Annotated in this window: 20 protein-coding genes; 17 read left to right on the top strand and 3 right to left on the bottom strand. The window is 63.9% G+C overall.

Features of this window, described 5'->3' with window-relative positions:
- Positions 1–49: 49 nt before the first annotated feature.
- Together metK and PQR08_RS13705 are read left to right on the top strand one after the other, a co-directional pair.
- A complete protein-coding gene (gene metK, locus PQR08_RS13710; protein ID WP_106853978.1) occupies positions 50–1,237 on the top strand; it encodes a methionine adenosyltransferase in 1,188 nt (395 codons plus the stop codon).
- Positions 1,238–1,361: 124 nt separating this feature from the next.
- Positions 1,362–2,477 carry an alkene reductase gene (locus PQR08_RS13705; RefSeq protein ID WP_408161472.1) on the top strand — a complete coding sequence of 372 codons (1,116 nt, stop codon included), beginning with the start codon at positions 1,362–1,364 and terminating at the stop codon, positions 2,475–2,477.
- Between the two features lie 5 nt (positions 2,478–2,482).
- On the opposite strand, the gene PQR08_RS13700 is transcribed toward PQR08_RS13705, so the two are convergent.
- The gene (locus tag PQR08_RS13700; RefSeq protein ID WP_187608136.1) at positions 2,483–2,833 is read right to left on the bottom strand and encodes a hypothetical protein; all 351 of its coding nucleotides are present in this window, start codon (positions 2,831–2,833) and stop codon (positions 2,483–2,485) included.
- Between the two features lie 313 nt (positions 2,834–3,146).
- Here PQR08_RS13700 and PQR08_RS13695 point away from each other — a divergent pair, with 313 nt between their 5' ends.
- Positions 3,147–3,923: a phytanoyl-CoA dioxygenase family protein gene (locus PQR08_RS13695; RefSeq protein ID WP_408161470.1), complete on the top strand. Its 777-nt coding sequence runs from the start codon at positions 3,147–3,149 to the stop codon at positions 3,921–3,923.
- Between the two features lie 3 nt (positions 3,924–3,926).
- Here PQR08_RS13695 and PQR08_RS13690 read toward each other — a convergent pair whose 3' ends face one another.
- Together PQR08_RS13690 and PQR08_RS13685 are read right to left on the bottom strand one after the other, a co-directional pair.
- Complete coding sequence (locus PQR08_RS13690; protein ID WP_035499468.1) at positions 3,927–4,130, bottom strand: DUF3185 family protein; 204 nt, start codon at positions 4,128–4,130, stop codon at positions 3,927–3,929.
- Between the two features lie 64 nt (positions 4,131–4,194).
- Positions 4,195–4,992: a mechanosensitive ion channel family protein gene (locus tag PQR08_RS13685; RefSeq protein WP_408161468.1), complete on the bottom strand. Its 798-nt coding sequence runs from the start codon at positions 4,990–4,992 to the stop codon at positions 4,195–4,197.
- A gap of 222 nt (positions 4,993–5,214) precedes the next feature.
- Here PQR08_RS13685 and mgrA point away from each other — a divergent pair, with 222 nt between their 5' ends.
- The 14 genes from mgrA to dinD all read left to right on the top strand — a co-directional run bounded on the left by mgrA (position 5,215) and on the right by dinD (position 20,909).
- Positions 5,215–6,258 carry an L-glyceraldehyde 3-phosphate reductase gene (mgrA, locus tag PQR08_RS13680; protein WP_408161466.1) on the top strand — a complete coding sequence of 348 codons (1,044 nt, stop codon included), beginning with the start codon at positions 5,215–5,217 and terminating at the stop codon, positions 6,256–6,258.
- A gap of 483 nt (positions 6,259–6,741) precedes the next feature.
- Positions 6,742–7,512, top strand: coding sequence for a ferredoxin--NADP reductase (locus PQR08_RS13675; RefSeq protein WP_371880410.1), 771 nt, complete (start codon positions 6,742–6,744; stop codon positions 7,510–7,512).
- A gap of 335 nt (positions 7,513–7,847) precedes the next feature.
- Positions 7,848–8,720: a sensor histidine kinase gene (locus PQR08_RS13670; RefSeq protein WP_408161463.1), complete on the top strand. Its 873-nt coding sequence runs from the start codon at positions 7,848–7,850 to the stop codon at positions 8,718–8,720.
- Between the two features lie 11 nt (positions 8,721–8,731).
- Complete coding sequence (gene rqpR, locus PQR08_RS13665) at positions 8,732–9,385, top strand: response regulator transcription factor RqpR (RefSeq protein ID WP_408161461.1); 654 nt, start codon at positions 8,732–8,734, stop codon at positions 9,383–9,385.
- Between the two features lie 147 nt (positions 9,386–9,532).
- Positions 9,533–10,990 (top strand): branched-chain amino acid transporter BcaP, encoded by a 1,458-nt coding sequence (bcaP, locus tag PQR08_RS13660; protein ID WP_273591687.1) that lies wholly within the window; start codon positions 9,533–9,535, stop codon positions 10,988–10,990.
- Positions 10,991–11,211: 221 nt separating this feature from the next.
- Positions 11,212–11,688 (top strand): (2Fe-2S)-binding protein, encoded by a 477-nt coding sequence (locus PQR08_RS13655; protein ID WP_187608142.1) that lies wholly within the window; start codon positions 11,212–11,214, stop codon positions 11,686–11,688.
- A 56-nt stretch (positions 11,689–11,744) separates the two neighbouring features.
- Positions 11,745–14,129 carry a xanthine dehydrogenase family protein molybdopterin-binding subunit gene (locus PQR08_RS13650; protein ID WP_408161459.1) on the top strand — a complete coding sequence of 795 codons (2,385 nt, stop codon included), beginning with the start codon at positions 11,745–11,747 and terminating at the stop codon, positions 14,127–14,129.
- Positions 14,130–14,139: 10 nt separating this feature from the next.
- Complete coding sequence (locus tag PQR08_RS13645; protein WP_408161457.1) at positions 14,140–14,940, top strand: FAD binding domain-containing protein; 801 nt, start codon at positions 14,140–14,142, stop codon at positions 14,938–14,940.
- A 5-nt stretch (positions 14,941–14,945) separates the two neighbouring features.
- Positions 14,946–15,839 (top strand): AAA family ATPase, encoded by an 894-nt coding sequence (locus PQR08_RS13640; protein WP_187608145.1) that lies wholly within the window; start codon positions 14,946–14,948, stop codon positions 15,837–15,839.
- Complete coding sequence (locus PQR08_RS13635; protein ID WP_408161455.1) at positions 15,836–17,026, top strand: vWA domain-containing protein; 1,191 nt, start codon at positions 15,836–15,838, stop codon at positions 17,024–17,026. The genes PQR08_RS13640 and PQR08_RS13635 overlap by 4 nt, the downstream gene beginning before the upstream one ends.
- The gene (locus PQR08_RS13630; RefSeq protein ID WP_187608147.1) at positions 17,017–17,568 is read left to right on the top strand and encodes an SRPBCC family protein; all 552 of its coding nucleotides are present in this window, start codon (positions 17,017–17,019) and stop codon (positions 17,566–17,568) included. Before PQR08_RS13635 ends, PQR08_RS13630 begins: the two co-directional genes overlap by 10 nt.
- Positions 17,541–18,560, top strand: a complete 1,020-nt coding sequence (locus PQR08_RS13625) for an XdhC family protein (protein WP_408161454.1) — start codon at positions 17,541–17,543, stop codon at positions 18,558–18,560. The genes PQR08_RS13630 and PQR08_RS13625 overlap by 28 nt, the downstream gene beginning before the upstream one ends.
- Before the next feature lie 95 nt (positions 18,561–18,655).
- Positions 18,656–19,870 carry a PepSY-associated TM helix domain-containing protein gene (locus PQR08_RS13620; protein ID WP_408161452.1) on the top strand — a complete coding sequence of 405 codons (1,215 nt, stop codon included), beginning with the start codon at positions 18,656–18,658 and terminating at the stop codon, positions 19,868–19,870.
- Between the two features lie 160 nt (positions 19,871–20,030).
- On the top strand, positions 20,031–20,909 hold the full coding sequence (gene dinD / locus PQR08_RS13615; protein ID WP_408161450.1) for a DNA damage-inducible protein D: 879 nt from the start codon (positions 20,031–20,033) through the stop codon (positions 20,907–20,909).
- The last annotated feature ends 4 nt before the right edge of the window (positions 20,910–20,913 follow it).

Here is a 20,913-nt window from a genome sequence, read left to right as displayed (position 1 = left end):
ACGAAGACGGCTACGTGAATATCAACCGTACTCAAATGGAGTCTGAAGCGTGTCAAACGACTATCTCTTTACTTCCGAATCCGTTTCCGAAGGCCACCCGGACAAGGTCGCCGATCAAATCTCCGACGCCATCCTCGACGCCATCTTGTCGCAGGACAAGTATTCGCGCGTCGCGGCGGAAACGCTCTGCAACACCGGTCTCGTCGTCCTCGCGGGCGAAATCACGACCAGCGCCAATGTCGATTACATCCAGGTCGCGCGCGACACCATCAAGCGCATCGGTTACGACAACACCGACTTCGGTATCGACTATCGCGGCTGCGCGGTGCTCGTCGCGTATGACAAGCAATCGCCGGATATCGCGCAAGGCGTGAACAAGGCGCACGACGACAACCTCGATCAGGGCGCAGGCGACCAGGGTCTGATGTTCGGTTACGCGTGCGACGAAACGCCGGAACTGATGCCGCTGCCGATCCACCTCTCGCACCGCCTCGTCGAGCGTCAGGCCGATCTGCGCCGCGACGGCCGTCTGCCCTGGCTGCGTCCGGATGCGAAGTCGCAAGTCACCGTGCGTTACGTCGACGGCAAGGCGCATTCCATCGACACCGTCGTGCTCTCCACGCAGCACTCGCCGGACATCGATCTCTCGCAGTTGCGCGAAGCGGTCATCGAGGAAGTCATCAAGCCGACGCTGCCGAAGGAACTCATCAAGGGCGACATCAAGTTCCTGGTGAACCCGACGGGCCGTTTCGTCATCGGCGGTCCGCAAGGCGACTGCGGTCTGACGGGCCGCAAGATCATCGTCGATACCTACGGCGGCGCGGCTCCGCACGGCGGCGGCGCGTTCTCGGGCAAGGACCCGTCGAAGGTCGACCGCTCGGCGGCTTATGCGGGCCGGTATGTCGCGAAGAACATCGTCGCGGCCGGGCTCGCATCGCGCGCGCTGATTCAGGTGTCGTACGCGATCGGCGTCGCGCGTCCGACTTCCGTGATGGTGAATACGTTCGGCACGGGCCGCGTGTCGGATGCCGAGATCACGAAGCTCGTTCAGGAACATTTCGATCTGCGTCCGAAGGGCATCATCCAGATGCTCGATCTGCTGCGCCCGATCTACGAAAAGACGGCGGCATACGGCCACTTCGGCCGCGAAGAGCCGGAATTCACGTGGGAAGCCGCAGACAAAGCGCTCATCCTGGCGGAAGCGGCAGGCACGGAACCGGTCGCAAGCGTGGCGTAACGCCATTCGCTGAACGGGCGGGACAAGAACCGGCGAGCATCGCGCTCGCCGGTTTTTTTTGCGCCTTCGCGGCGCGATTTTTGCGTGATCCTCGGGCAATATCACCGCCGCCGATGGAACCGCCATGCCGTACGACACGCTTCTCTCACCTGTCTCCATCGGCAATCTTCAGCTGCCGAATCGCGTCGTGATGGCGCCGCTCACGCGCAACCGCGCGTCGCAGCCGGGCGACGTGCCGTCCGAAATGAACGCGCACTATTACGCGCAGCGCGCGAGTGCGGGACTCATCGTCACCGAGGCGACGCAGGTTTCGCGGCAAGGTCAGGGTTATTTCGCGACGCCAGGCATCTATTCGGATGCGCAGGAAGCCGGATGGAAGTCCGTCGTGGGTGCCGTTCACGCGCGGCACGGACGCATCGCGTCGCAGTTCTGGCATGTGGGGCGCGTGTCGCATCGATCGCTTCAGGAAGGCGGCGCGCCGCCTGTCGCACCATCCGCAATCCGCGCGCGCAATACGCAGGTGTTCGTGAAAAACGATGACGGCTCATACGCGATGACCGACGCCGACGACCCGCGCGCGCTCGAAACCGACGAGCTACCGGGCATCGTGCTGCAGTTCGTCGATGCCGCGCATCGCGCGCAACGTGCCGGCTTCGACATGATCGAGGTGCACGCGGCCAATGGCTATCTGCTGCATCAGTTCATGGCGACGGGCACCAACCGGCGCACGGATGATTACGGCGGCGGCATCGAAAATCGCGTGCGGTTGGTCGTCGATGTGCTGGAGGCGGTGGCCGGCGTGATGGGCGCGAATCGCGTGAGCATTCGCATTTCGCCGAACTTCACGGGATTCGATCTGCAGGACGATGAAGGCGAGGCTTCATCGCTGTATCTGGCGCAGGAGTTGAAGCGCATCGGCATCGCGTACCTGCATCTGGCGGAAGGCGACTGGATCGGCGGCGCGCCGCTTTCGGAAGACTATCGCCGCGCGCTGCGCAAGGCTTACGACGGCGCGATCATCGTCTGTGGCGAGTACACGGCGGAGGAAGCGAACGCGCGCATCGAACGAGGCGATGCCGATGCCGTGGCTTTCGGTCGCGCGTATATCGCCAATCCGGATCTGGTCGAGCGCTTCGCCGCAAACGCGCCGCTCAACACGCCCGACGAAGCGACGTTCTACGGCGGCGGCGAAAAAGGCTACACCGACTATCCGTCACTCGACGACGCCAAATCCGGTTGAGCGCGTCAGCGCGCAGCGAACGCGTACCAGCCGGCGCTGCTCGCCGACACGCGACGCGGACGGCGGCTCGTCAGCGCGGCGGCCTTCGGTTTGGGCGATGGGGCGCGCAACTGCACCGGACGGCGCAGCAGCGCACGCAACGACACCCGGCGCGAAGCAGCGCGCACGCGCAAATTGAAAAAGAAACCACGGAACCACGACCGGATGCCGTCGACCGGATGCACGTTTTTCAATTGCTCGGCAAGCACCTGCGTGCGTGCGGAGTGATGGCGCAACGCGCGGATCATGCCGCGGCGGGCAGGGCGCGCCGCTCGCGAGGCAACGCGAGTCAGGCCAATAGCGATTCGGTGGTTCATGTCAGCGGAAGGTCGGTTGCGTGGAAGCAAACTCGACGATAGTCGTCTCAAAATTAGCGTTCAAGGCTTCGATTCAACGGCGTTTGCTTAGTTGCACCGAAATGACGCGCCCAATGTACAAGACCTTTATTACCCGGGTAAGTCCGCGTTTTCCCTGCCGTTTTATGAAGCGTCTGCTGATAAAAATCAGCCGATGCATTGCCGCACGGGCCTTCGCGCGCTGCCGGATTTACAATCGTCGTATTCGCCCCAATTCTAGGTATAGCGTCGACGGCATGAATAAAATCGAAAGCCGTTGGAGGCAAGAACTGAAATGTCAGAACAAAACGCATTGAAATCGAAAAAGGAACAAGTGCGCGAGTTGCGCGAAAAAGGCTACGTGATCGTGAAGGGGCTCGTCACGAAAGAACGTTGCGACGCGATGCGCGAGGTGGCGCGTCAGCAGCTCGCCGAGGCTGCCGCGCCGCTGGAGTTCGAGGCCGATCTGAAATATCCCGGTGCGCCCGATTCGAAGGACGCGCCGGGCGGCCATACGGTGCGCCGTCTTCTGGACGCCTATGTGCGGCATCCGCTCTTCGCGGAATTCGCAACGTCGCCCGACGTGCGCGGATGGATGGAGCTGTACTTCGGCGAGACGCCGTATCTGTCGCGCGCGCATCACAACTGCATGATGACGAAGCATCCGGCGTACGGCAGTCTGACCGGCTGGCATCGCGATGTGCGTTACTGGGCGTTCGAGCGCGACGATCTGGTGTCAGCGTGGGTCGCACTCGGCGACGAAACGGTGGATAACGGCGCGCTGTGGTTCGTGCCGACCTCGCACAAGCTGCCTTTCACGTCCGATCGTTTCGACGAAGCCAAGTTCTTCCGCTCCGATCTGCCCGAGAACGCCGCGCTGATCCGCACGGCGGTGTCGCCCGAACTGGAACCGGGGGATGTCGTCTTCTTTCACTGCAACACACTGCACTCGGCGGGCAAGAACCTGACCGATCAGGTGAAGTTCTCGCTCGTGTTCACGTATCGCGGCGCGAGCAACGTGGCGTTGCCCGGCACGCGCTCGGCATCGAAACCGGAAGTGGCGCTGGTCTGAAGGTCAGCGCTTCGAAGGAATCGCGAGGCCGATCAGCCCCGCGAGCGACGCGACGATCCCGCCCGCGATCAGCCAGATGGTCTTGTTCGTGGGCGAGCCGGTGAAGAAGCGTGCGACGTCGTTGGAGAGCGAATGAAACGACTGGCCGCCGAAATACAGCAGCACGACGCCGCCGACAAGCAGCGCAACGGAAATCGCTCGGGTCATATCATGTTCTCGTAACTTGAGGGCGCGTCAGGTTAGCGGGTCTGCGCGGGCGCGTCCACTGCGCTCAGGCGGCTTGCGCTTCCTCGCGCGTGTATGGCTGGATCTTGCGCAGCAGATCGGCCATCACGTACTGATGATCGCTTCTGTTCGTCCACGCGCCGAGGTTGTACTTGACGCCGGTGTCCGTGTAATCGGTGACCGCGACCCACGGCGCCGACGGCACGTCCTGCACGATGCGCGAATCTTCGCTCATCAGGCTGCGCAATTCCGCGAGCACGTGCTCGACCTTCAGCCCATGCTGCGCCTGAAAATTGATGACGACGCGACGGCGATCGTTCGCGCTGTAGTTCGTGATGGCGTTCGCCCAGATGAGGCTGTTCGGCACGAACATGACGATGCCGTCGGCTTTCGTGAGGCGCGTCGTGAAGAGTCCGATCTCGTTGACCGTGCCCGCCGTCGTGCCGACGCCTTCGATGTAATCGCCCACGCGAAACGGTCGCAGCAGCAGAAGCATCAGACCGGCCGCGATGTTCTGCAGCGTGCCTTGCAGCGCGAGGCCGATGGCGAGGCCGGCGGCGCCGAGCACGGTCAGGATGCTGGCCGCGGCGATGCCGAATTTGCCGAGCGCCGCGACGATGGCGACGACGCGGATCGCCCACATCGCCAGACTGGCCAGCACCGGCGTGAGCGTGGCGTCGACATTGGTGCGGGCGAGCGCGCGACGCATGGCGTTCGCGACCGTGTTCGAAATCCACCATCCCACCGCGAGAATCAGCAGCGCCAACAAGATGTCGATGCCGTAAGTCACGGCGATGGCGGTAAAGGAATCGTAGGCGGGGCGCAGTCGGTCGATCGAATCCATGGGTCAGGCTCCTTGCAAAAGAATCTGCATTGGTCCGGATTTGCGTTGGATCGTTCCCCTTACTGATCATCCGGCCGATGCCGAATTGAGGGGCCGCGGCGCGTGCCGTGCGCGCTCAGCCCCGATTGGCTTACCATTGACGCCCTTGGCAGGGCGCGGGCGAGTGCTCGTTTCCTGTCGGTCGCCGTCCGATCAATTAGCAATCCGCAGAGGAAATCCGTCATGGCCTACGAAGCAGCGTCCGAGCGATATACGCAGATGCAATACCGCACCTGCGGCAAGAGCGGGTTGAAGTTGCCCGCGTTGTCGCTCGGTTTGTGGCATAACTTCGGCGATACCACGCCGATCTCCACGCAACGCGACATTCTTCGCGCCGCGTTCGATCTCGGCGTCACCCATTTCGATCTCGCGAACAACTACGGCCCGCCGTACGGCAGCGCAGAGGCGAACTTCGGGCGCATTTTCAAGGACGACTTCCGGCCGTATCGCGACGAATTGCTGATTTCGTCGAAAGCGGGCTGGGATATGTGGCCCGGTCCGTACGGTCAGGGCGGCGGTTCGCGCAAATACGTGCTCGCGAGCCTGGACCAGAGCCTGAAGCGCATGGGCCTCGATTACGTCGATATTTTCTACTCGCACCGCTTCGACGCCGACACGCCGCTCGAAGAAACCGCCGGCGCCCTCGCGACCGCCGTGCATTCGGGCAAGGCGCTCTACGTCGGCATCTCGTCGTATTCGGCGACGAAGACGCGTGAAATGGCCAAGCTGCTCGCCGAGCACAAGGTGCCGCTCCTGATCCATCAGCCGTCGTACAACATGCTGAACCGGTGGATCGAGGAGGAACTGCTCGACACGCTCGACGATGTCGGTGCCGGCAGCATCGCGTTCACGCCGCTCGCGCAAGGCCTGCTGACGAGCAAATACCTGAACGGCGTGCCGCAGGACGCACGCGTGAACAAGCCGGGCGGCGGCTCGCTCAAGCAGGAGCATCTGAGTGACGCGAACCTCGCGCACGTGCGCAAGCTCGACGAGCTCGCCCAGAAGCGCGGCCAGAGCCTCGCCCAGATGGCGCTCGCGTGGGCGCTGCGCGGCGGACGCGTCACCTCGGTGCTGATCGGTGCGAGCCGGCCGGAACAGGTCGCGGAGAACGTCGGCGCGCTGAAGAACCTCGAGTTCACGAAGGAAGAGCTCGCGGAGATCGACCAGCACGCGCAGGAAGGCGGCATCAACCTGTGGGAAAAGCCTTCGACGGATCAACGCGTCTGACGCGCCGAGCCTTTCGGCAGAAGGGTATTTCGGGATAGGACGGCATCCGTTGCTATCATGCGGGCTCGGCGGCTTGTCGGCAGCGATTGCGATCGCAGCCAATTCAGGCCGCCGTCCGCGCAGCCAGCCGAAAGCGCATTTCTTCAGCACGCACGTTCGCCCACGAGGCGCACGTGCGCGCCTTTGCCGCCGAAACGACGTTCGGACCGCGAAACGACTATCGGGTTAAAATAGCCGATTGCGCCGGGCTGTCTGGTTTTTTGCGCGATCTTCACGCATGGCGCGGCGTGAAACGCTGTCTTCGAATCTCGGGTTTCGGGTCAAATCGGCAACCTTCACCATTCGATCGTCCTGTTCGGGCAGCGCAGCGCCCTCGTAGCGCCCTTTATGTTCGACGCCGGCCCGGCGTGGCATCGGCTGCAATCAGCCGCGAGCGTCAGAGCGTCACCGCTTTCGCACAGTTAGAGCACAGTTCAAGAAGCCATGAGCAACCTTAATTCTCAAACCGTTCTGAGCGTCCACCACTGGACCGACACGCTTTTCAGTTTCACCTGCACCCGCGACAGCTCGTTCCGCTTTGAGAACGGCCAGTTCACGATGGTGGGTCTCGAAGTCGAGGGCAAACCGCTTCTGCGCGCCTACAGCCTCGCGAGCGCGAACTACGAAGAGCATCTCGAATTTCTGAGCATCAAGGTTCCCGACGGCCCGCTCACCTCGCGCCTGCAACATTTGAAAGTGGGCGATTCGGTGCTGATCGGCAAGAAGCCGACGGGCACGCTCGTCGCCGACAACCTGCTCCCCGGCAGGACGCTGTGGCTGCTGTCGACCGGCACCGGCCTCGCGCCGTTCATGTCGATCATCAAGGATCCGGACGTCTACGACCGCTACGAAAAGATCGTGCTGACGCACACCTGCCGTTTCGTCGATGAACTCGCGTACAAGGATTTCATCACCGAGCACCTTCCGGCGCACGAGCATATCGGCGAAATCGTCTCCGAGAAGCTCGTGTATTACCCGACGGTCACGCGCGAAGAATTCGCGAACCGCGGCCGCATCACCGATCTGATCGAGACGAAGAAACTGTTCGCCGATCTCGCGCTCGAGCCGTTCTCGATCGAAAACGATCGCGTGATGCTCTGCGGCAGCCCGCACATGCTCCGCGACACCCGCGAGTTGCTCGACTCGATGGGCTTCCAGGAAGGCAGTAACAACCATCCTGGCCACTATGTCGTGGAAAAGGCGTTCGTCGGCTGAGTCGATACGACAGCACCTTTGCAAAAAGACCGGAGCCTCGCGCTCCGGTTTTTTTTTCGCTCGCGCCAAATGCACCTTGTTACAAATTGGCGGTCGCCAGTAAGTGTTTTTCCTAAGCATTAGATGCAGCGAACTTGGTAAACGACATGAAGTTCGCCCGTCGAAGCCTTGTCGGACATGGATTTATAATATTTTTGAGATATGATCCGTTTACGCTGAGACGGCGCGCACGCCCGTGTAGTCCGTCATCGATGTTACAGAGTGTAAATTCAGTTACGCCTCTCGTGAGTTTGCCGAGGACGTAGCTCCAGTTGCGCTCAACGCGAGGATAGTGAATGAATCCGTCGGCCACGATCACGCTCGATGAGAGCCCGATTCGCCGCGCCCCGCTGCGCGGGGTTCCGTCACCGTTGCCGGAACGCTCCGGCGCGTCGTTTGCCTCTCCGTATTCCGCGCTGATCGACGCCAAGCTCAAGGGTGATCGTCAGATTCAGCGCCTCACCGCCCGCGTCCAGGAACTCGCCGCGCTGCTCGCCGTCACGGAAGAGCGCGCGCGTCAGGCGCTTGCACAGGATTTCCATGACGGAACCGGCGCCGCGCTCACCGTCGCCAGTCTCGCGCTCGCGCGCGCCGAGCATCGCCTGCCCACCGACGCGCCCGCCGCGTTCGGCGACGCGCTGCTTCAGGCGCGCGCGGCGCTTGCGGAAGTCTGCGAGACAAGCCATCGGATCGTCGAAGGGCTTCAGACGCCGGCTTTCGACGCGAACTTCGCCGCCACGCTCAACGACTGGATCGCGAGCTTCGGCGCCCGCACGGCGATTTCGGTCGATTTCTCCTGTCCGGAGGATGCGCGGCTGGATCGCATGTCTCACGACATGTCGCTCGCGCTCTTTCGCGTGATGCAGGAAGCGCTCGGCAACGTCGCGCGCCACGCACAGTCCGCGCACGCAAGCGTGACCGTTTCGCTCGACGGCCAGGGCGTGACGCTCACCGTCACCGACGACGGCGTCGGCATCAGCGCGGCCGCGCGGCGCAAGAGCGGACGCTTCGGTCTCTCGGGGATGCGCGCGCGTTGCGAGGCGCTCGGCGGCACTCTGCGCGTCGCGGCGGCGAAGCCCGTCGGCGCATGCGTGCGCGCGCGTCTGCCGTGGTCCGCGGCGCGTCCAGGTCTTTTCACGCTCGGCTCGCTGCACGTGTTCAGCGCCTGAGGCCGCCCGCGATGCTCCGAATTCTGCTCGCCGACGACCACGCCATCGTGCGCCGCGGCGTCGCGCAATTGCTGCTGGAACGCGGCGTTGCATCCGAAGTGTCCGAGGCTGAGACCGGCATGCAGGCGCTCGCGCTGGCCGCCCGCCGTCCGCTCGACGTCGCGATGCTCGATATCTCGCTGCCGGACGTCAACGGTATCGACGTGCTCAAGCGTCTCAAGCGCGAGAACCCGCGTTTGCCCGTGCTCATGTTCTCGATGTACCGGGAGGACCAGTACGCGGTCCGCGCGCTAAAGGCGGGCGCGTCGGGTTATTTGTCGAAGACGGCGGACCCCGCACTGATGATCGGCGCGATCCAGCAGGTCGCGGCGGGCCGCAAGTATGTGAGTCCGGAAATGGCCGAAGCGCTCGCGACCTACGTTTCGCTCGACACCGACCGTCTTCCGCACGAAAAGCTTTCGGACCGCGAATATCAGACGCTTTGCATGCTGGCGTCGGGAAAGCGGCTGACTGATATCGCGCATGCTTTATCGCTTTCGGTTAAAACGGTGAGCGTTTATCGCGCGCGGTTGTTGGAGAAGATGAAGCTCGCCAATAACGCCGAGCTTACGTTCTATGTGATGAGCAACCGTCTCGTCGATATGAACCCGGCGATCGCGGGATAATTTTTATCTTAAATGAGATAAATTTGTAGCAAATCACCGCAACATTGCGTCGCGTGCCCGATAACCGGGCAATCTTCGAGTCTCCGATAAAATGTCGGGTTTTCCCGCAGCCGGGCGCCCGCGCGCGCCAGAAGGAGACTCATCGCAATGTCGTTGTTCCGCAAGAAAAATATCGAGCACATGCTGGCCGGCGCGCACAGCACGTCGCTCAAGAAGACGCTCGGCGCCCTCGATCTGACGTTTCTCGGGATCGGGGCCATCATCGGCACGGGGATTTTCGTGCTGACCGGCACCGGCGCCGTGCAAGCCGGTCCGGCGCTCATGATTTCGTTCATCGTCGCGGCGATCGCGTGCTGTTTCGCCGCCCTCGCGTACGCCGAATTTTCCTCGACGATTCCCGTCGCCGGCTCCATCTACACCTATTCGTACGCGACGCTCGGCGAACTCGCGGCGTGGATCATCGGCTGGGATCTGATGCTCGAGTACGGGCTCGCGACGTCGGCGGTGTCGGTCGGATGGTCGGGCTATCTGCAATCGCTGCTGTCGGGCTTCGGAATTTCGCTGCCGACGGCGCTGTCCGCCGCGCCCGGCGCGCTGCCCGGCCACGCGACGCTCTTCAACCTGCCCGCGTTTCTCGTGATGATGGCGATCACGGCGCTGCTGTCAGTCGGTGTGAAGGAATCCACGCGCATCAACAACATCATGGTCGCGATCAAGGTGACGGTCGTGCTGCTCGTGATCGCCGTGGGCGTATTCCATGTCAAGCCGGCGAACTGGCATCCGTTCATGCCGCACGGCTGGTCCGGCGTGTTCGGTGCGGCGGCGGTGATGTTCTTCGCGTTCATCGGCTTCGATTCGGTGTCGTCGGCGGCGGAGGAAGTGAAGAATCCGAAGCGCGATCTGCCGATCGGCATCATCTCGTCGCTCGCGGTGTGCGCGGTGCTGTACGTGGCGGTCGCGGCTGTCGTGACCGGCATCGTGCCGGCGGCGCAGTTTGCGAATAATCCGCATCCGGTCTCGTTCGCGCTTCAAATGGCGGGACAGAACTGGGTCGCGGGCTTCATCGATCTCGGCGCCGTGCTCGGCATGCTCACCGTGATTCTCGTGATGAGCTACGGCCAGACGCGCGTCATCTACGCGATGTCGCGCGACGGCCTTTTGCCCGCGCGGCTGTCGAAGGTGCATCCGCGCTTCGCGACGCCGTTCTTCACGACATGGATCGTCGGCATCTTCTTCGGGCTGATCGGCGCGCTCGTGCCGCTCAACGTGCTCGCCGAGCTGATCAACATCGGCACGCTCGCCGCGTTCTCGATGGTCTCCATCGCCGTGCTGATCCTGCGCCGCACGCATCCGGAACTGCCGCGCGCGTTCCGCTGCCCGGGCGTGCCGGTGGTGCCCGTTCTTGCCGTGGCGTCGTGCCTGTTCCTGATGGCGAATCTTCAGGCGATGACGTGGATCGCGTTCGCGGTGTGGCTGGTGATCGGCCTCGCGATCTACTTCGCGTACTCGCGCCGACACTCCGTGCTCGGACGCGCGCCGCTCGAAGCGCCGCACGCCGTCGCCGCCTCCGCCACGCAGAAGAAGCGTGAAACCGTGACGCACTGAGCGTCGTTGTTCCTCGCGAAAGCGCCGCCCGAGAGGCGGCGCTTTGCTTTTGCGGCCGAGTTTCCGTGAATATGGGACGGACGTTCGCGCCGATAGCGAGGCCCGCCGATTTGTGTTTTACTCGATGTCACAAACACATAACACCAAATCCGGCTGAACGCTCACGGCGGCAGTAGGCGGTGCGTGGCGTGAAGCTGGTCATCCCCTAGGAGACAGTGAAAATGGCGCTCAGCATCAGCCTGACGGTCAACGGGAAATCCGTGACCGCCACCGTCGAACCGCATCTGCTTCTCGTCCAGTTTCTCCGCGATCAACTCAGGCTCACCGGCACGCATATCGGCTGCGACACCGCGCAGTGCGGCGCGTGCACCGTTCATCTCGACGGCCGCGCGATCAAGTCGTGCAATATCCTCGCCGCGCAGGCGGACGGCATGAGCGTGACGACCATCGAAGGCATGGCGAAAGACGGCCAGCTTCATCCGATGCAGGCGGCCTTCAAGGAATGTCACGGTTTGCAGTGCGGCTTCTGTACGCCCGGCATGGTGATGAGCGCGTGCGCACTCGCCACGCAATCGCCCGATCTTTCCGAGGAAGACGTGCGCGAACAGCTCGACGGCAATCTGTGTCGCTGCACGGGGTATCACAACATCGTGAAAGCGGTTCTCCAGGGCGCGCAGGCGATGAAATCCAGCGCCTGACGCCACCCAGACTCTCTCCCGAAAACGATGAATCGCGCCTTGAACAGGAGACCGCGATGAATGCCCCTGAGCAACAGAAATTGATCGGCGCCGGCGTCAAACGCAAGGAAGACTATCGCTTCCTGACGGGCGCGGGTCAGTACACCGACGATGTCGTCATGCCGCAGCAAAGCTACGGCGTATTCCTGCGCTCGCCGCATGCGCACGCGAGGATCAAGCGCATCGATATCGATGCCGCGATGAAGTCGCCGGGCGTGATCGGCATTTTCACCGGCAAGGACATGGCGGGCGAGAACGTCGGCGGCCTGCCGTGCGGCTGGCTCATCCACAGCACCGACGGCTCGCCGATGCACGAGCCGCCGCATCCCGTCATCGCGCACGACAAGGTGCTGCATGTGGGCGATCAGGTGGCGCTCGTCGTCGCGGAATCGGTGAAGGAGGCGAAGGATGCGCTCGAACTGATCGAAGTCGACTACGAAGAACTGCCCGCGACCGTCGATACCGGAAGCGCATCGGATGCCGGCCGGCCGCTCGTGCACGACAGCGTGCCGAACAACGTCTGCTACAACTGGGGCCACGGCGACAAGGCGAAGACCGACGCCGCGTTTGCGCAGGCCGCGCACGTGACGACGCTCGATATCGTGAACCAGCGCCTCGTGCCGAACGCGATCGAGCCGCGCGCCGTCAACGCGAGCTATTCGAGGCACGACGACAGCTACACGGTCTATGTCGCGAATCAGAATCCGCACGTCGAGCGTTTGCTGATGGCGGCGTTCGTGCTGCAACTGCCGGAATCGAAACTGCGCGTGATCGCGCCGGACGTGGGCGGCGGCTTCGGCTCGAAGATTTTCCTGTATCCGGAAGATGTAGCGCTGACGTGGGCATCGAAGAAGGTCGGGCGGCCGATCAAGTGGACCGCCGAGCGTTCCGAAGCATTCCTCTCCGACGCGCATGGCCGCGATCACGTGACCAAGGCCGAGCTCGCGCTGGACAAGGACGGCAAGTTCATCGGCATGCGCGTGCACACGACGGCGAACATGGGCGCGTATCTGTCGACGTTCGCATCGTCGATTCCGACCGTGCTCTATGCAACGCTGCTCGCCGGTCAGTACACGACACCCGCGATCTACGCCGAAGTCAAAGCCGTGTTCACGAACACGGTGCCCGTCGATGCATATCGCGGCGCGGGCCGTCCGGAAGCGACGTATGTCGTCGAACGCCTCGTGGAAACGGCGGCGCGCGAGCTGAACATCGATCCGGTCGAATTGCGCCGCCGCAACTTCATCCGCGAGTTTCCGTACGCGACGCCGGTCGGTCTCACCTACGACACCGGCGATTACGACGCGTGTCTCGATCGCGCGCTGGAACTCGCCGATGTGAAAGGCTTCGCGGCGCGCAAGGAAGAATCGAAGAAGAACGGCAAGCTCCGCGGCATCGGTTACTCGTGCTACATCGAGGCTTGCGGGCTCGCGCCGTCGAACGTGGCGGGCGCGCTGGGCGCGCGTGCGGGCCTCTTCGAAGCGGGCGAAGTGCGCGTTCATCCGACCGGCTCGGTCACGGTCTTCACCGGCTCGCATAGTCACGGGCAAGGGCACGAAACGACTTTCGCGCAGGTCGTCGCGGACCGGCTCGGCGTCTCGATCGAGAACGTCGAGATCATTCACGGCGACACCGGCCGCATTCCGTTCGGCATGGGCACGTACGGCTCGCGCTCGATCTCAGTCGGCGGCTCGGCGATCATGAAGGCGCTCGACAAGGTCGAAGCGAAGGCGAAGAAGATCGCCGCGCATCTGCTCGAAGCGGCGGCGGAGGACATCGAGTTCAAGAACGGCATATTCAGCGTCGCGGGCACGGATCGCACGAAGACCTTCGTCGATGTATCGCTCGCCGCCTACGTGCCGCACAACTTCCCGCTCGAAACGATGGAGCCGGGCCTCAACGAAAACGCGTTCTACGATCCGACCAACTTCACCTATCCGTCCGGTGCGTATGTGTGCGAAGTCGAAGTCGATCAGGACACGGGCGAAACGCGCATCCAGAAATTCACGGCGGTCGATGACTTCGGCAACGTGATCAACCCGATGATCGTCGAAGGACAGGTGCATGGCGGCCTGGGACAGGGCATCGGCCAGGCGATGCTCGAACGCTGCGTCTACGACGACAGCACCGGCCAGTTGCTCTCCGGCTCGTTCATGGATTACGCGATGCCGCACGCGATCGATCTGCCGAGCTTCACCGTCGAAACCGCGAAGGGCACGCCCTGCACGCATAACCCGCTCGGCGTGAAGGGTTGCGGCGAGGCGGGCGCGATCGGCTCGCCGCCGGCGGTGATCAACGCGATTCTCGACGCGCTCGCGCCGGTCGGCGTGAAGGATTTGCAGATGCCCGCGACGCCGCACCGCGTCTGGACTGCGATGCACAACGCTGCTCAAAACGCCTGAGGGGCCCGACATGTATTCATTCGACTATCAAAAGGCCGACGAAGCGAAAGCGGCAGTCGCGGCGCTCGGCGCGGACGGCGACGCCAAGTTTCTCGCGGGCGGCCAGAGCCTTCTGCCGACGATGCGCCTGCGTCTCGCGCAGCCGTCGGCGCTGATCGACGTGACGCGCATCGCGTCGATGAAAAGCGTCACGCTCGATGGCGGCAAACTCACCATCGGCGGCGCGGTGTGCCATGCGGACGTCGCGTCGAACGCCGACGTGAAAAAGGCGCTGCCGGGCCTCGCGGACCTCGCGAGCCGTATCGGCGATCGACAGGTGCGCGAGCGCGGCACGATCGGCGGCTCGCTCGCGAACGACGATCCGGCGGCGTGCTATCCGTCCGCCGTGCTCGCGCTCAACGCGACCGTCGTGACGGACAGGCGGCGCATCGGCGCGGACGATTTCTTCATCGACATGTACACGACCGCGCTCGAACCCGATGAACTCATCACGGCCGTCGAGTTTCCGCTCGCCGAGCGCGCGGGCTACGAGAAGTTTCGCAATCCCGCGTCGCACTTCGCGCTCGTCGGCGTGTTCGTCGCGAAGTTCAAGGATGGCGTGCGCGTCGGCGTGACGGGCGCGGCGTCGTCGGTGTTTCGGCCGGCCGAGCTGGAAGCGGCGTTGTCGAAGGACTTTTCGGTGGCATCGGCGCGCGGCGTCAAGATCCTGCCCGACGAACTGAACTCGGACATGCACGCGAGCGCCGAATATCGCGCGCATCTGATTCCGGTGCTCGCGGGCCGCGCGATCGAGCGCGCGATGTCCTTCTGATCGCGATGCAGGGCGAGCCCGCTTCCATCGACGATACGCTCGCGCGTTTGCGCGAGCATCAGTACTTCGCGAACCGCGAGCTCGCGACGGCGCTCTTTCTCGCGTTCAGGATGCAGCGGCCGCTGTTTCTCGAAGGCGAGCCGGGCGTCGGCAAGACCGAGCTCGCGAAAGCGGCGGCGGGCCTGTGCGGCACCACGTTGTTGCGCCTGCAATGTTACGAAGGCCTCGATACGGCGAGCGCGCTCTACGAGTGGGACTATCCGCGGCAGATCATGGCGCTGCGGCTCGCGGAGGCATCGGGTGAAACGCCGTCGAACGATTCGCTGTATCGCGGCGAGTTTCTGCTGAAGCGTCCCTTGCTTCAGGCGTTGCTGCCCGATCCCGCGAATCCCGACGCGCGCCGCGTGTTGCTGATCGACGAAATCGATCGCGCCGACGAGCCGTTCGAAGCGTTCCTGCTCGAATTGCTGTCGGACTTTCAGGTATCGATCCCGGAGTACGGCACGGTGCGCGCGGCGCGGCCGCCGCTCGTCGTGATGACGTCGAACCGCACGCGCGAAGTCCACGATGCGTTGAAGCGCCGCTGTCTCTATCAGTGGATCGGTTATCCCGAGCGGGACGTGGAACTCGCGATCGTCGCGGCGCGCGCGCCGGAAGCGGGGCAGGCTTTGCAGAAGCGCGCCGTCGAGTTCGTGCACGCGTTGCGCACGCTGGATCTGTTCAAGGCGCCGGGCGTCGCGGAGACGATCGACTGGTGCCGCGCGCTCGCGGCGCTGTCGGTGTCGGAGCTCGATCCGCAATCGGTGCAGGACACGCTCGGCGTGCTGCTGAAGTATCAGGACGATCTCGCGCGCATGGACGCCGACACGCTCGCGCACTGCCTCTCCGCCACGCCATGACGATGCAACCGTTCGCCCGCAACGTCGTGCATTTCGTGAGGCTCCTGCGGGGCGCGGGTCTCGGCATGTCGCCCGCTCACGCGGTGGACGCGCTCGATGCGCTGCGCTTCGTCGATCTGAACCGCCGCGACGACGTGCGCGCGACGCTCGCGTGCCTGCTCGTTCACGCGAGCGACGAACGCGATATCTTCGACGCCGCGTTCGATCTCTTCTGGCGCGATCCCGATTGGGAAGGCAAGCTGCGCGCGCTGTTGCTGCCGAAGGTGAAGGGCGGCATACCGCCGCCGAAGCGCAACAACCGTCTCGCCGATGCGCTGGCGGCGCGCGCCGCGGCATCGAAGGCGCAGGCGTCGGAATCGAAGCCGGAAGAGGCGCACGCGCGCATCACGTTCAGTTCGCAGGAACGGCTGAGTCACCGCGATTTCGATACGCTCAGCGCCGACGAATGGCGCACGCTGCGGCATCAGATCCGCGCGCACCGCATGCCGCTCGCGACCGAGCCTACGCGCAGGCTGAAGGCGGCATCGCGCGGCACGCACGCCGATCTCAAGGCGACCGCGCGTCATGCCGTGCGCTCGGGCGGCGACTGGACCGTGTGGAAGTATCGCGCGGCGGTCGAGCGCAGGCCGCCGCTCGTCTTGCTGCTCGACATATCCGGGTCGATGAGCGCGTACTCGCGCGCCGTGCTCTACTTCTGCCACGCGCTTTTGCAGTCGCGCGAGCGCCTGCAGGTATTCCTGTTCGGCACGCGCCTGACCAACGCGACGCGCGCATTGCGCGAACGCGATCCCGATGTCGCCATCGCGGCGCTCGGGCAGAACGTGGCGGACTGGTCGGGCGGCACGCGCATCGGCGCGACGCTTGCGGAGTTCAATCGACGCTGGGCGCGCCGCGTGCTGGCAGGTCGGGCGACGGTGCTGCTCGTCACCGATGGCCTCGATCACGAAGCCATCGACGTGCTCGACGCCGAGATGCAGCGACTCAGACGCTTTGCGTATCGGCTCGTGTGGCTCAATCCGCTGTTGCGCTTCGCCGATTTCACGCCGCGCGCGCGAGGCGTGCGCGCGATCCTGCCGCACGTCGATGCGATGCTCGCGGCCCATAACCTCGACAGCCTCGGCGCCGTGGGCCGCGAACTCGCCGTCCTGTCGCAACACAAGCCTCTGGGAGCACCGCGATGGAACTGACCGAAACACACACGTTGCCGGTGCCGCAGGCGCGCGCGTGGGAAGCGCTCAACGACACGTCGATCCTGAAGGCCTGCATTCCGGGCTGCGACAGCATCGACGCCGACGGCGAGAATGCCTACAACGTCGCGATGACGGCGGCGGTCGGACCGGTGAAGGCGCGCTTCAAGGGCAGAATGGAGCTGACGAATATCGATGCTCCGCATACTTACACGATCGTGTTCGAAGGGCAGGGCGGCGCGGCCGGCTTCAGCAAGGGCAGCGCGACCGTGAACCTCGAACCCGGCGACGAGGCCGACACGACGAAGCTCAGCTACAGTGCGAACGCGCAGGTCGGCGGCAAGCTCGCGCAAATCGGCTCCCGGCTCGTCGACGGCGCGGCGCGTAAGATTGCGGGTGAATTTTTCAAGCGGTTCGGCGCGCAGTTGCAGGGCGCGCCGGAATCACAGGATGCAGCCGCCGCCGATGAAAACGGCGGAGAAGTGCAGGAAGGGCAGGAGAAAGGGAAGAAATCATGGACAGCGTGGATCTCGAAGTCCTGAAGAACAGCGCGCGATGGCTCGAAGAGGGACATCGCGTGTTGCTCGTGACGGTGGTGAAGACGTGGGGCTCGTCGCCGCGGCCCGAAGGCGCGATGCTCGCCGTGCGAGGCGATGGTCACGTCGTCGGCTCGGTGTCGGGCGGATGTATCGAGGACGATCTCATCGATCGCGTGCGGCGGCGGGGCATCGAGCAGACGAAGCCGGAGGCGGTGAAGTACGGCATCAGCGCGGAAGAAGCGCATCGCTTCGGCCTGCCGTGCGGCGGCACGATCCAGCTTGTGCTGGAACCTTTGACGATGTCGAGTGGCATCGCCGAGCTGTGCGCGACGGTCGAGAGCGGCAGGCTCGTCGCGCGCATTCTCGACATGGCGACAGGCGGCGTGCGCCTCGAACCCGCGCAAGCCACCGATGGCGTGCTTTTCGATGACGAGCGGCTCCTGACGATTCACGGTCCGCGCTATCGCATGCTGGTGATCGGCGCGGGGCAGTTGTCGCGCTATCTGTGCAGCATCGCGGTCGGGCTGGACTATCAGGTCACCGTCTGCGATCCGCGCGAGGAATACACGGAAGAGTGGAACGTGCCGGGCACGACGATCGTGCGCTCCATGCCCGACGACACCGTCATGGACATGAAGCTCGACGAGCGCTGCGCGGTGATCGCGCTCACGCACGATCCCAAACTCGACGATCTCGCGTTGATGGAAGCGTTGAAGACGCCCGCGTTCTACGTCGGCGCGCTCGGTTCGCGGCGCAATAACGCGGCGCGTCGCGAGCGTCTGAAGGAGTTCGATCTGAGCGAAGCCGAGCTCGCGCGGCTGCACGGGCCGGTGGGAATCTATATCGGCAGCAGGACGCCGCCGGAGATCGCCGTGTCGATCCTCGCGGAGGTGACGGCGGCGAAGAACGGCGTGTCGTTGCCCGAACTGCTTCAGGTCGAAGGCGCGAAGGCGGCGCGCGAGGTCGCGGGGAAAAGCGAGGTGTGCGGCGTCTGAGTGCGCGTCGCACGGCTATATAACAATCGTTCTCATTTGCTCGGCCGGATCGGCCGACGCGAAGCCTTTTCCTCTCAGTTCAACGTCTTCATCGAATGCGCGGCAAGGTTTTGACCGGCGACGACCGGCGCGCTGTCGCGTCGGCCGCATCGCCTCGCGTCGCGGACGAACACACGGCGAAGCGCCACATGAGCCAGCGCGCGCTGCGCATATGGTCGATCGTGCATCGCTGGACGAGTCTCGTGTGCACGGCGTTCATGTTGCTGCTGTGTCTGACCGGGCTGCCGCTCGTGTTCGGCCACGAGCTCGACATCCTTACCGGCGATGCGATCGAAGCGCCCGAGCTGCCCGCATCGCAGGCAAATGCGCGCGCGAGCTACGACGCCGTGCTGCGCGCCGCGCTCGCGCAGCATCCCGGCCATGTGCCGCAATACATGATCTGGGAGCCGGACGACCCGCTCTTGCCGATCGTCGTCACGGCGCCGCACGCCGACACGCCGCCCGACGATACGTTGAGCACGACCGTCGACGCACGTACCGCGCGGCCGCTCGGCATGCCGCCAGGCAAAGGCTCGCTCAAGTTCGTTCTGCTGAAGTTGCACGTCGACATGTTCGCCGGGCTCTTCGGCAAGCTCTTTCTCGGCGCGATGGGCGTCGTGTTTCTTGCCGCGATCGTGTCGGGCGTCGTCGTGTATCTGCCGTTCTGGCGCAAGGTCGGACTGGGGCGCGTGCGTCTGAAGAAGAAGCGGCGTGTCGTCTGGCTCGACTGGCATAACGCGATCGGCATGTTGACGCTCGCGTGGGCGTTGCTCGTCGGCGCGACCGGGTCGATCAACACGCTCGCCGATCTGATGCTCGAAGCGTGGCGCAACGACCAGCTCGCGCAGATGGTCGCGCCGTATCGGGGACAGCCACCGGTGACCGTGCGCGCTTCCGTCGATGACGCCGTGAAGACCGCGCGGCAGGTCGCGCCGGACATGATTCCGTCGTTCGTCGCGTTTCCGGGGACGCGTTTTGCCAGCCCGCATCACTATGCCGTGTGGATGCGCGGCGACGGCATCCTTACGACGCGCATGCTGCGGCCGGTGCTCGTCGACGCATCGACGGGCGCGCTCACCGACGCACGTGAACTGCCGTGGTATCTGAAGGTGCTGCTCGGCTCGCAGCCGCTGCATTTCGGCGATTTCGGCGGGATGCCGCTCAAGATTTTCTGGGCGGCGTTCGATGTGCTGACGATCGTCGTGCTGGGGAGCGGGCTTTATTTGTGGCTTACGCGGCATAACCGGGGGAAGAAGGCGCAACGCGGTTGATGTTCCGCTGACCTACAGGCTCGGAGAGACCAACAAAGTCTCATATCGAAACATTCGGAATTCCCGTGAAGATCTGCCTCTCGTTGACGCTTAGAGTCATGCCCGACTGCCATCGCGCAGTACGGCTCGAAGTCGGGCCGCAATCATCGGGAGACAGAGCATGGCTGACAGAGAGACCATTGCAGCAGATCATCACGGGACATTCGAAAGCATCAAGCAAACTAGCGCGGACGACAGCGAATTCTGGTTCGCGCGCGACCTTTCACCGTTGCTGGACTATCAGGACTGGCGAAACTTTGCTCAGGTAATCGAGAAGGCCCGGATCGCGTGCGAGCGATCCGGGCATCGAGTAGCGGACCATTTTGGTGACGCCACCAAAATGGTCCGGCTAGGGTCCGGCGCGAAGCGGCCGGTGTCCGATGTCACCCTGTCGAGGTACGCGTGTTATTTGATCGTTCAGAACGGCGATCCATCGAAGCTGGTGATCGCGAATGGTCAGACGTACTTTGCGCTTCAGACGCGCCGTCAGGAACTTGGCGACGAGAAGGCATTTTCGGGCATGTCGGAGGATCAGCGTCGCTTGATGCTTCGCGGAGAGCTGGCTCATCACAACAAGGCGCTTGGTGCGGCGGCGCGCGCGGCCGGAGTGGAGACGACACTCGACTACGCAATATTTCAGGACCACGGCTACGAGGGGCTCTACGGTGGCCTCGGCGCCAGAGACCTTCACGGGAGAAAAGGGCTCAAGAAAAGCCAGAAGATCTTGGACCATATGGGCAGCACTGAACTTGCCGCCAATCTGTTCCGTGCCACCCAGACAGAAGACAAGTTGCGGCGCGACGGGGTCAGCGGCAAGCAGAACGCCAATGACACGCACTTTCAAGTCGGCTCGAAGGTGCGCCAGACTATTCGTGAACTCGGCGGAACAATGCCCGAGGCACTGCCCACGCCTCAGTCGAGCATTCAGCAGGTCGAGCGGGCACAGAAGAGATCCCTGGATCAGCAGAGGCAGGGCGCAAGCGACGATCCGGCGCCATGAATCC

Source organism: Caballeronia jiangsuensis, assembly GCF_046030135.1.
Lineage (GTDB): Bacteria > Pseudomonadota > Gammaproteobacteria > Burkholderiales > Burkholderiaceae > Caballeronia > Caballeronia jiangsuensis.
Note: the sequence above shows the minus strand (reverse complement) of the source record. Positions and strands in the feature narration are given on the sequence as shown.

Excerpts from the sequence above, each read along its gene's own strand:
- PQR08_RS13705 (WP_408161472.1), top strand. The coding sequence starts at position 1,362 with ATGCCGTACGACACGCTTCTCTCACCTGTCTCCATCGGCAATCTTCAG.
- PQR08_RS13700 (WP_187608136.1), bottom strand. The coding sequence starts at position 2,833 with ATGAACCACCGAATCGCTATTGGCCTGACTCGCGTTGCCTCGCGAGCG.
- PQR08_RS13695 (WP_408161470.1), top strand. The coding sequence starts at position 3,147 with ATGTCAGAACAAAACGCATTGAAATCGAAAAAGGAACAAGTGCGCGAG.
- PQR08_RS13690 (WP_035499468.1), bottom strand. The coding sequence starts at position 4,130 with ATGACCCGAGCGATTTCCGTTGCGCTGCTTGTCGGCGGCGTCGTGCTG.
- PQR08_RS13685 (WP_408161468.1), bottom strand. The coding sequence starts at position 4,992 with ATGGATTCGATCGACCGACTGCGCCCCGCCTACGATTCCTTTACCGCC.
- mgrA (WP_408161466.1), top strand. The coding sequence starts at position 5,215 with ATGGCCTACGAAGCAGCGTCCGAGCGATATACGCAGATGCAATACCGC.
- PQR08_RS13675 (WP_371880410.1), top strand. The coding sequence starts at position 6,742 with ATGAGCAACCTTAATTCTCAAACCGTTCTGAGCGTCCACCACTGGACC.
- PQR08_RS13670 (WP_408161463.1), top strand. The coding sequence starts at position 7,848 with ATGAATCCGTCGGCCACGATCACGCTCGATGAGAGCCCGATTCGCCGC.
- rqpR (WP_408161461.1), top strand. The coding sequence starts at position 8,732 with ATGCTCCGAATTCTGCTCGCCGACGACCACGCCATCGTGCGCCGCGGC.
- bcaP (WP_273591687.1), top strand. The coding sequence starts at position 9,533 with ATGTCGTTGTTCCGCAAGAAAAATATCGAGCACATGCTGGCCGGCGCG.
- PQR08_RS13655 (WP_187608142.1), top strand. The coding sequence starts at position 11,212 with ATGGCGCTCAGCATCAGCCTGACGGTCAACGGGAAATCCGTGACCGCC.
- PQR08_RS13650 (WP_408161459.1), top strand. The coding sequence starts at position 11,745 with ATGAATGCCCCTGAGCAACAGAAATTGATCGGCGCCGGCGTCAAACGC.
- PQR08_RS13645 (WP_408161457.1), top strand. The coding sequence starts at position 14,140 with ATGTATTCATTCGACTATCAAAAGGCCGACGAAGCGAAAGCGGCAGTC.
- PQR08_RS13640 (WP_187608145.1), top strand. The coding sequence starts at position 14,946 with ATGCAGGGCGAGCCCGCTTCCATCGACGATACGCTCGCGCGTTTGCGC.
- PQR08_RS13635 (WP_408161455.1), top strand. The coding sequence starts at position 15,836 with ATGACGATGCAACCGTTCGCCCGCAACGTCGTGCATTTCGTGAGGCTC.
- PQR08_RS13630 (WP_187608147.1), top strand. The coding sequence starts at position 17,017 with ATGGAACTGACCGAAACACACACGTTGCCGGTGCCGCAGGCGCGCGCG.
- PQR08_RS13625 (WP_408161454.1), top strand. The coding sequence starts at position 17,541 with ATGGACAGCGTGGATCTCGAAGTCCTGAAGAACAGCGCGCGATGGCTC.
- PQR08_RS13620 (WP_408161452.1), top strand. The coding sequence starts at position 18,656 with ATGCGCGGCAAGGTTTTGACCGGCGACGACCGGCGCGCTGTCGCGTCG.
- dinD (WP_408161450.1), top strand. The coding sequence starts at position 20,031 with ATGGCTGACAGAGAGACCATTGCAGCAGATCATCACGGGACATTCGAA.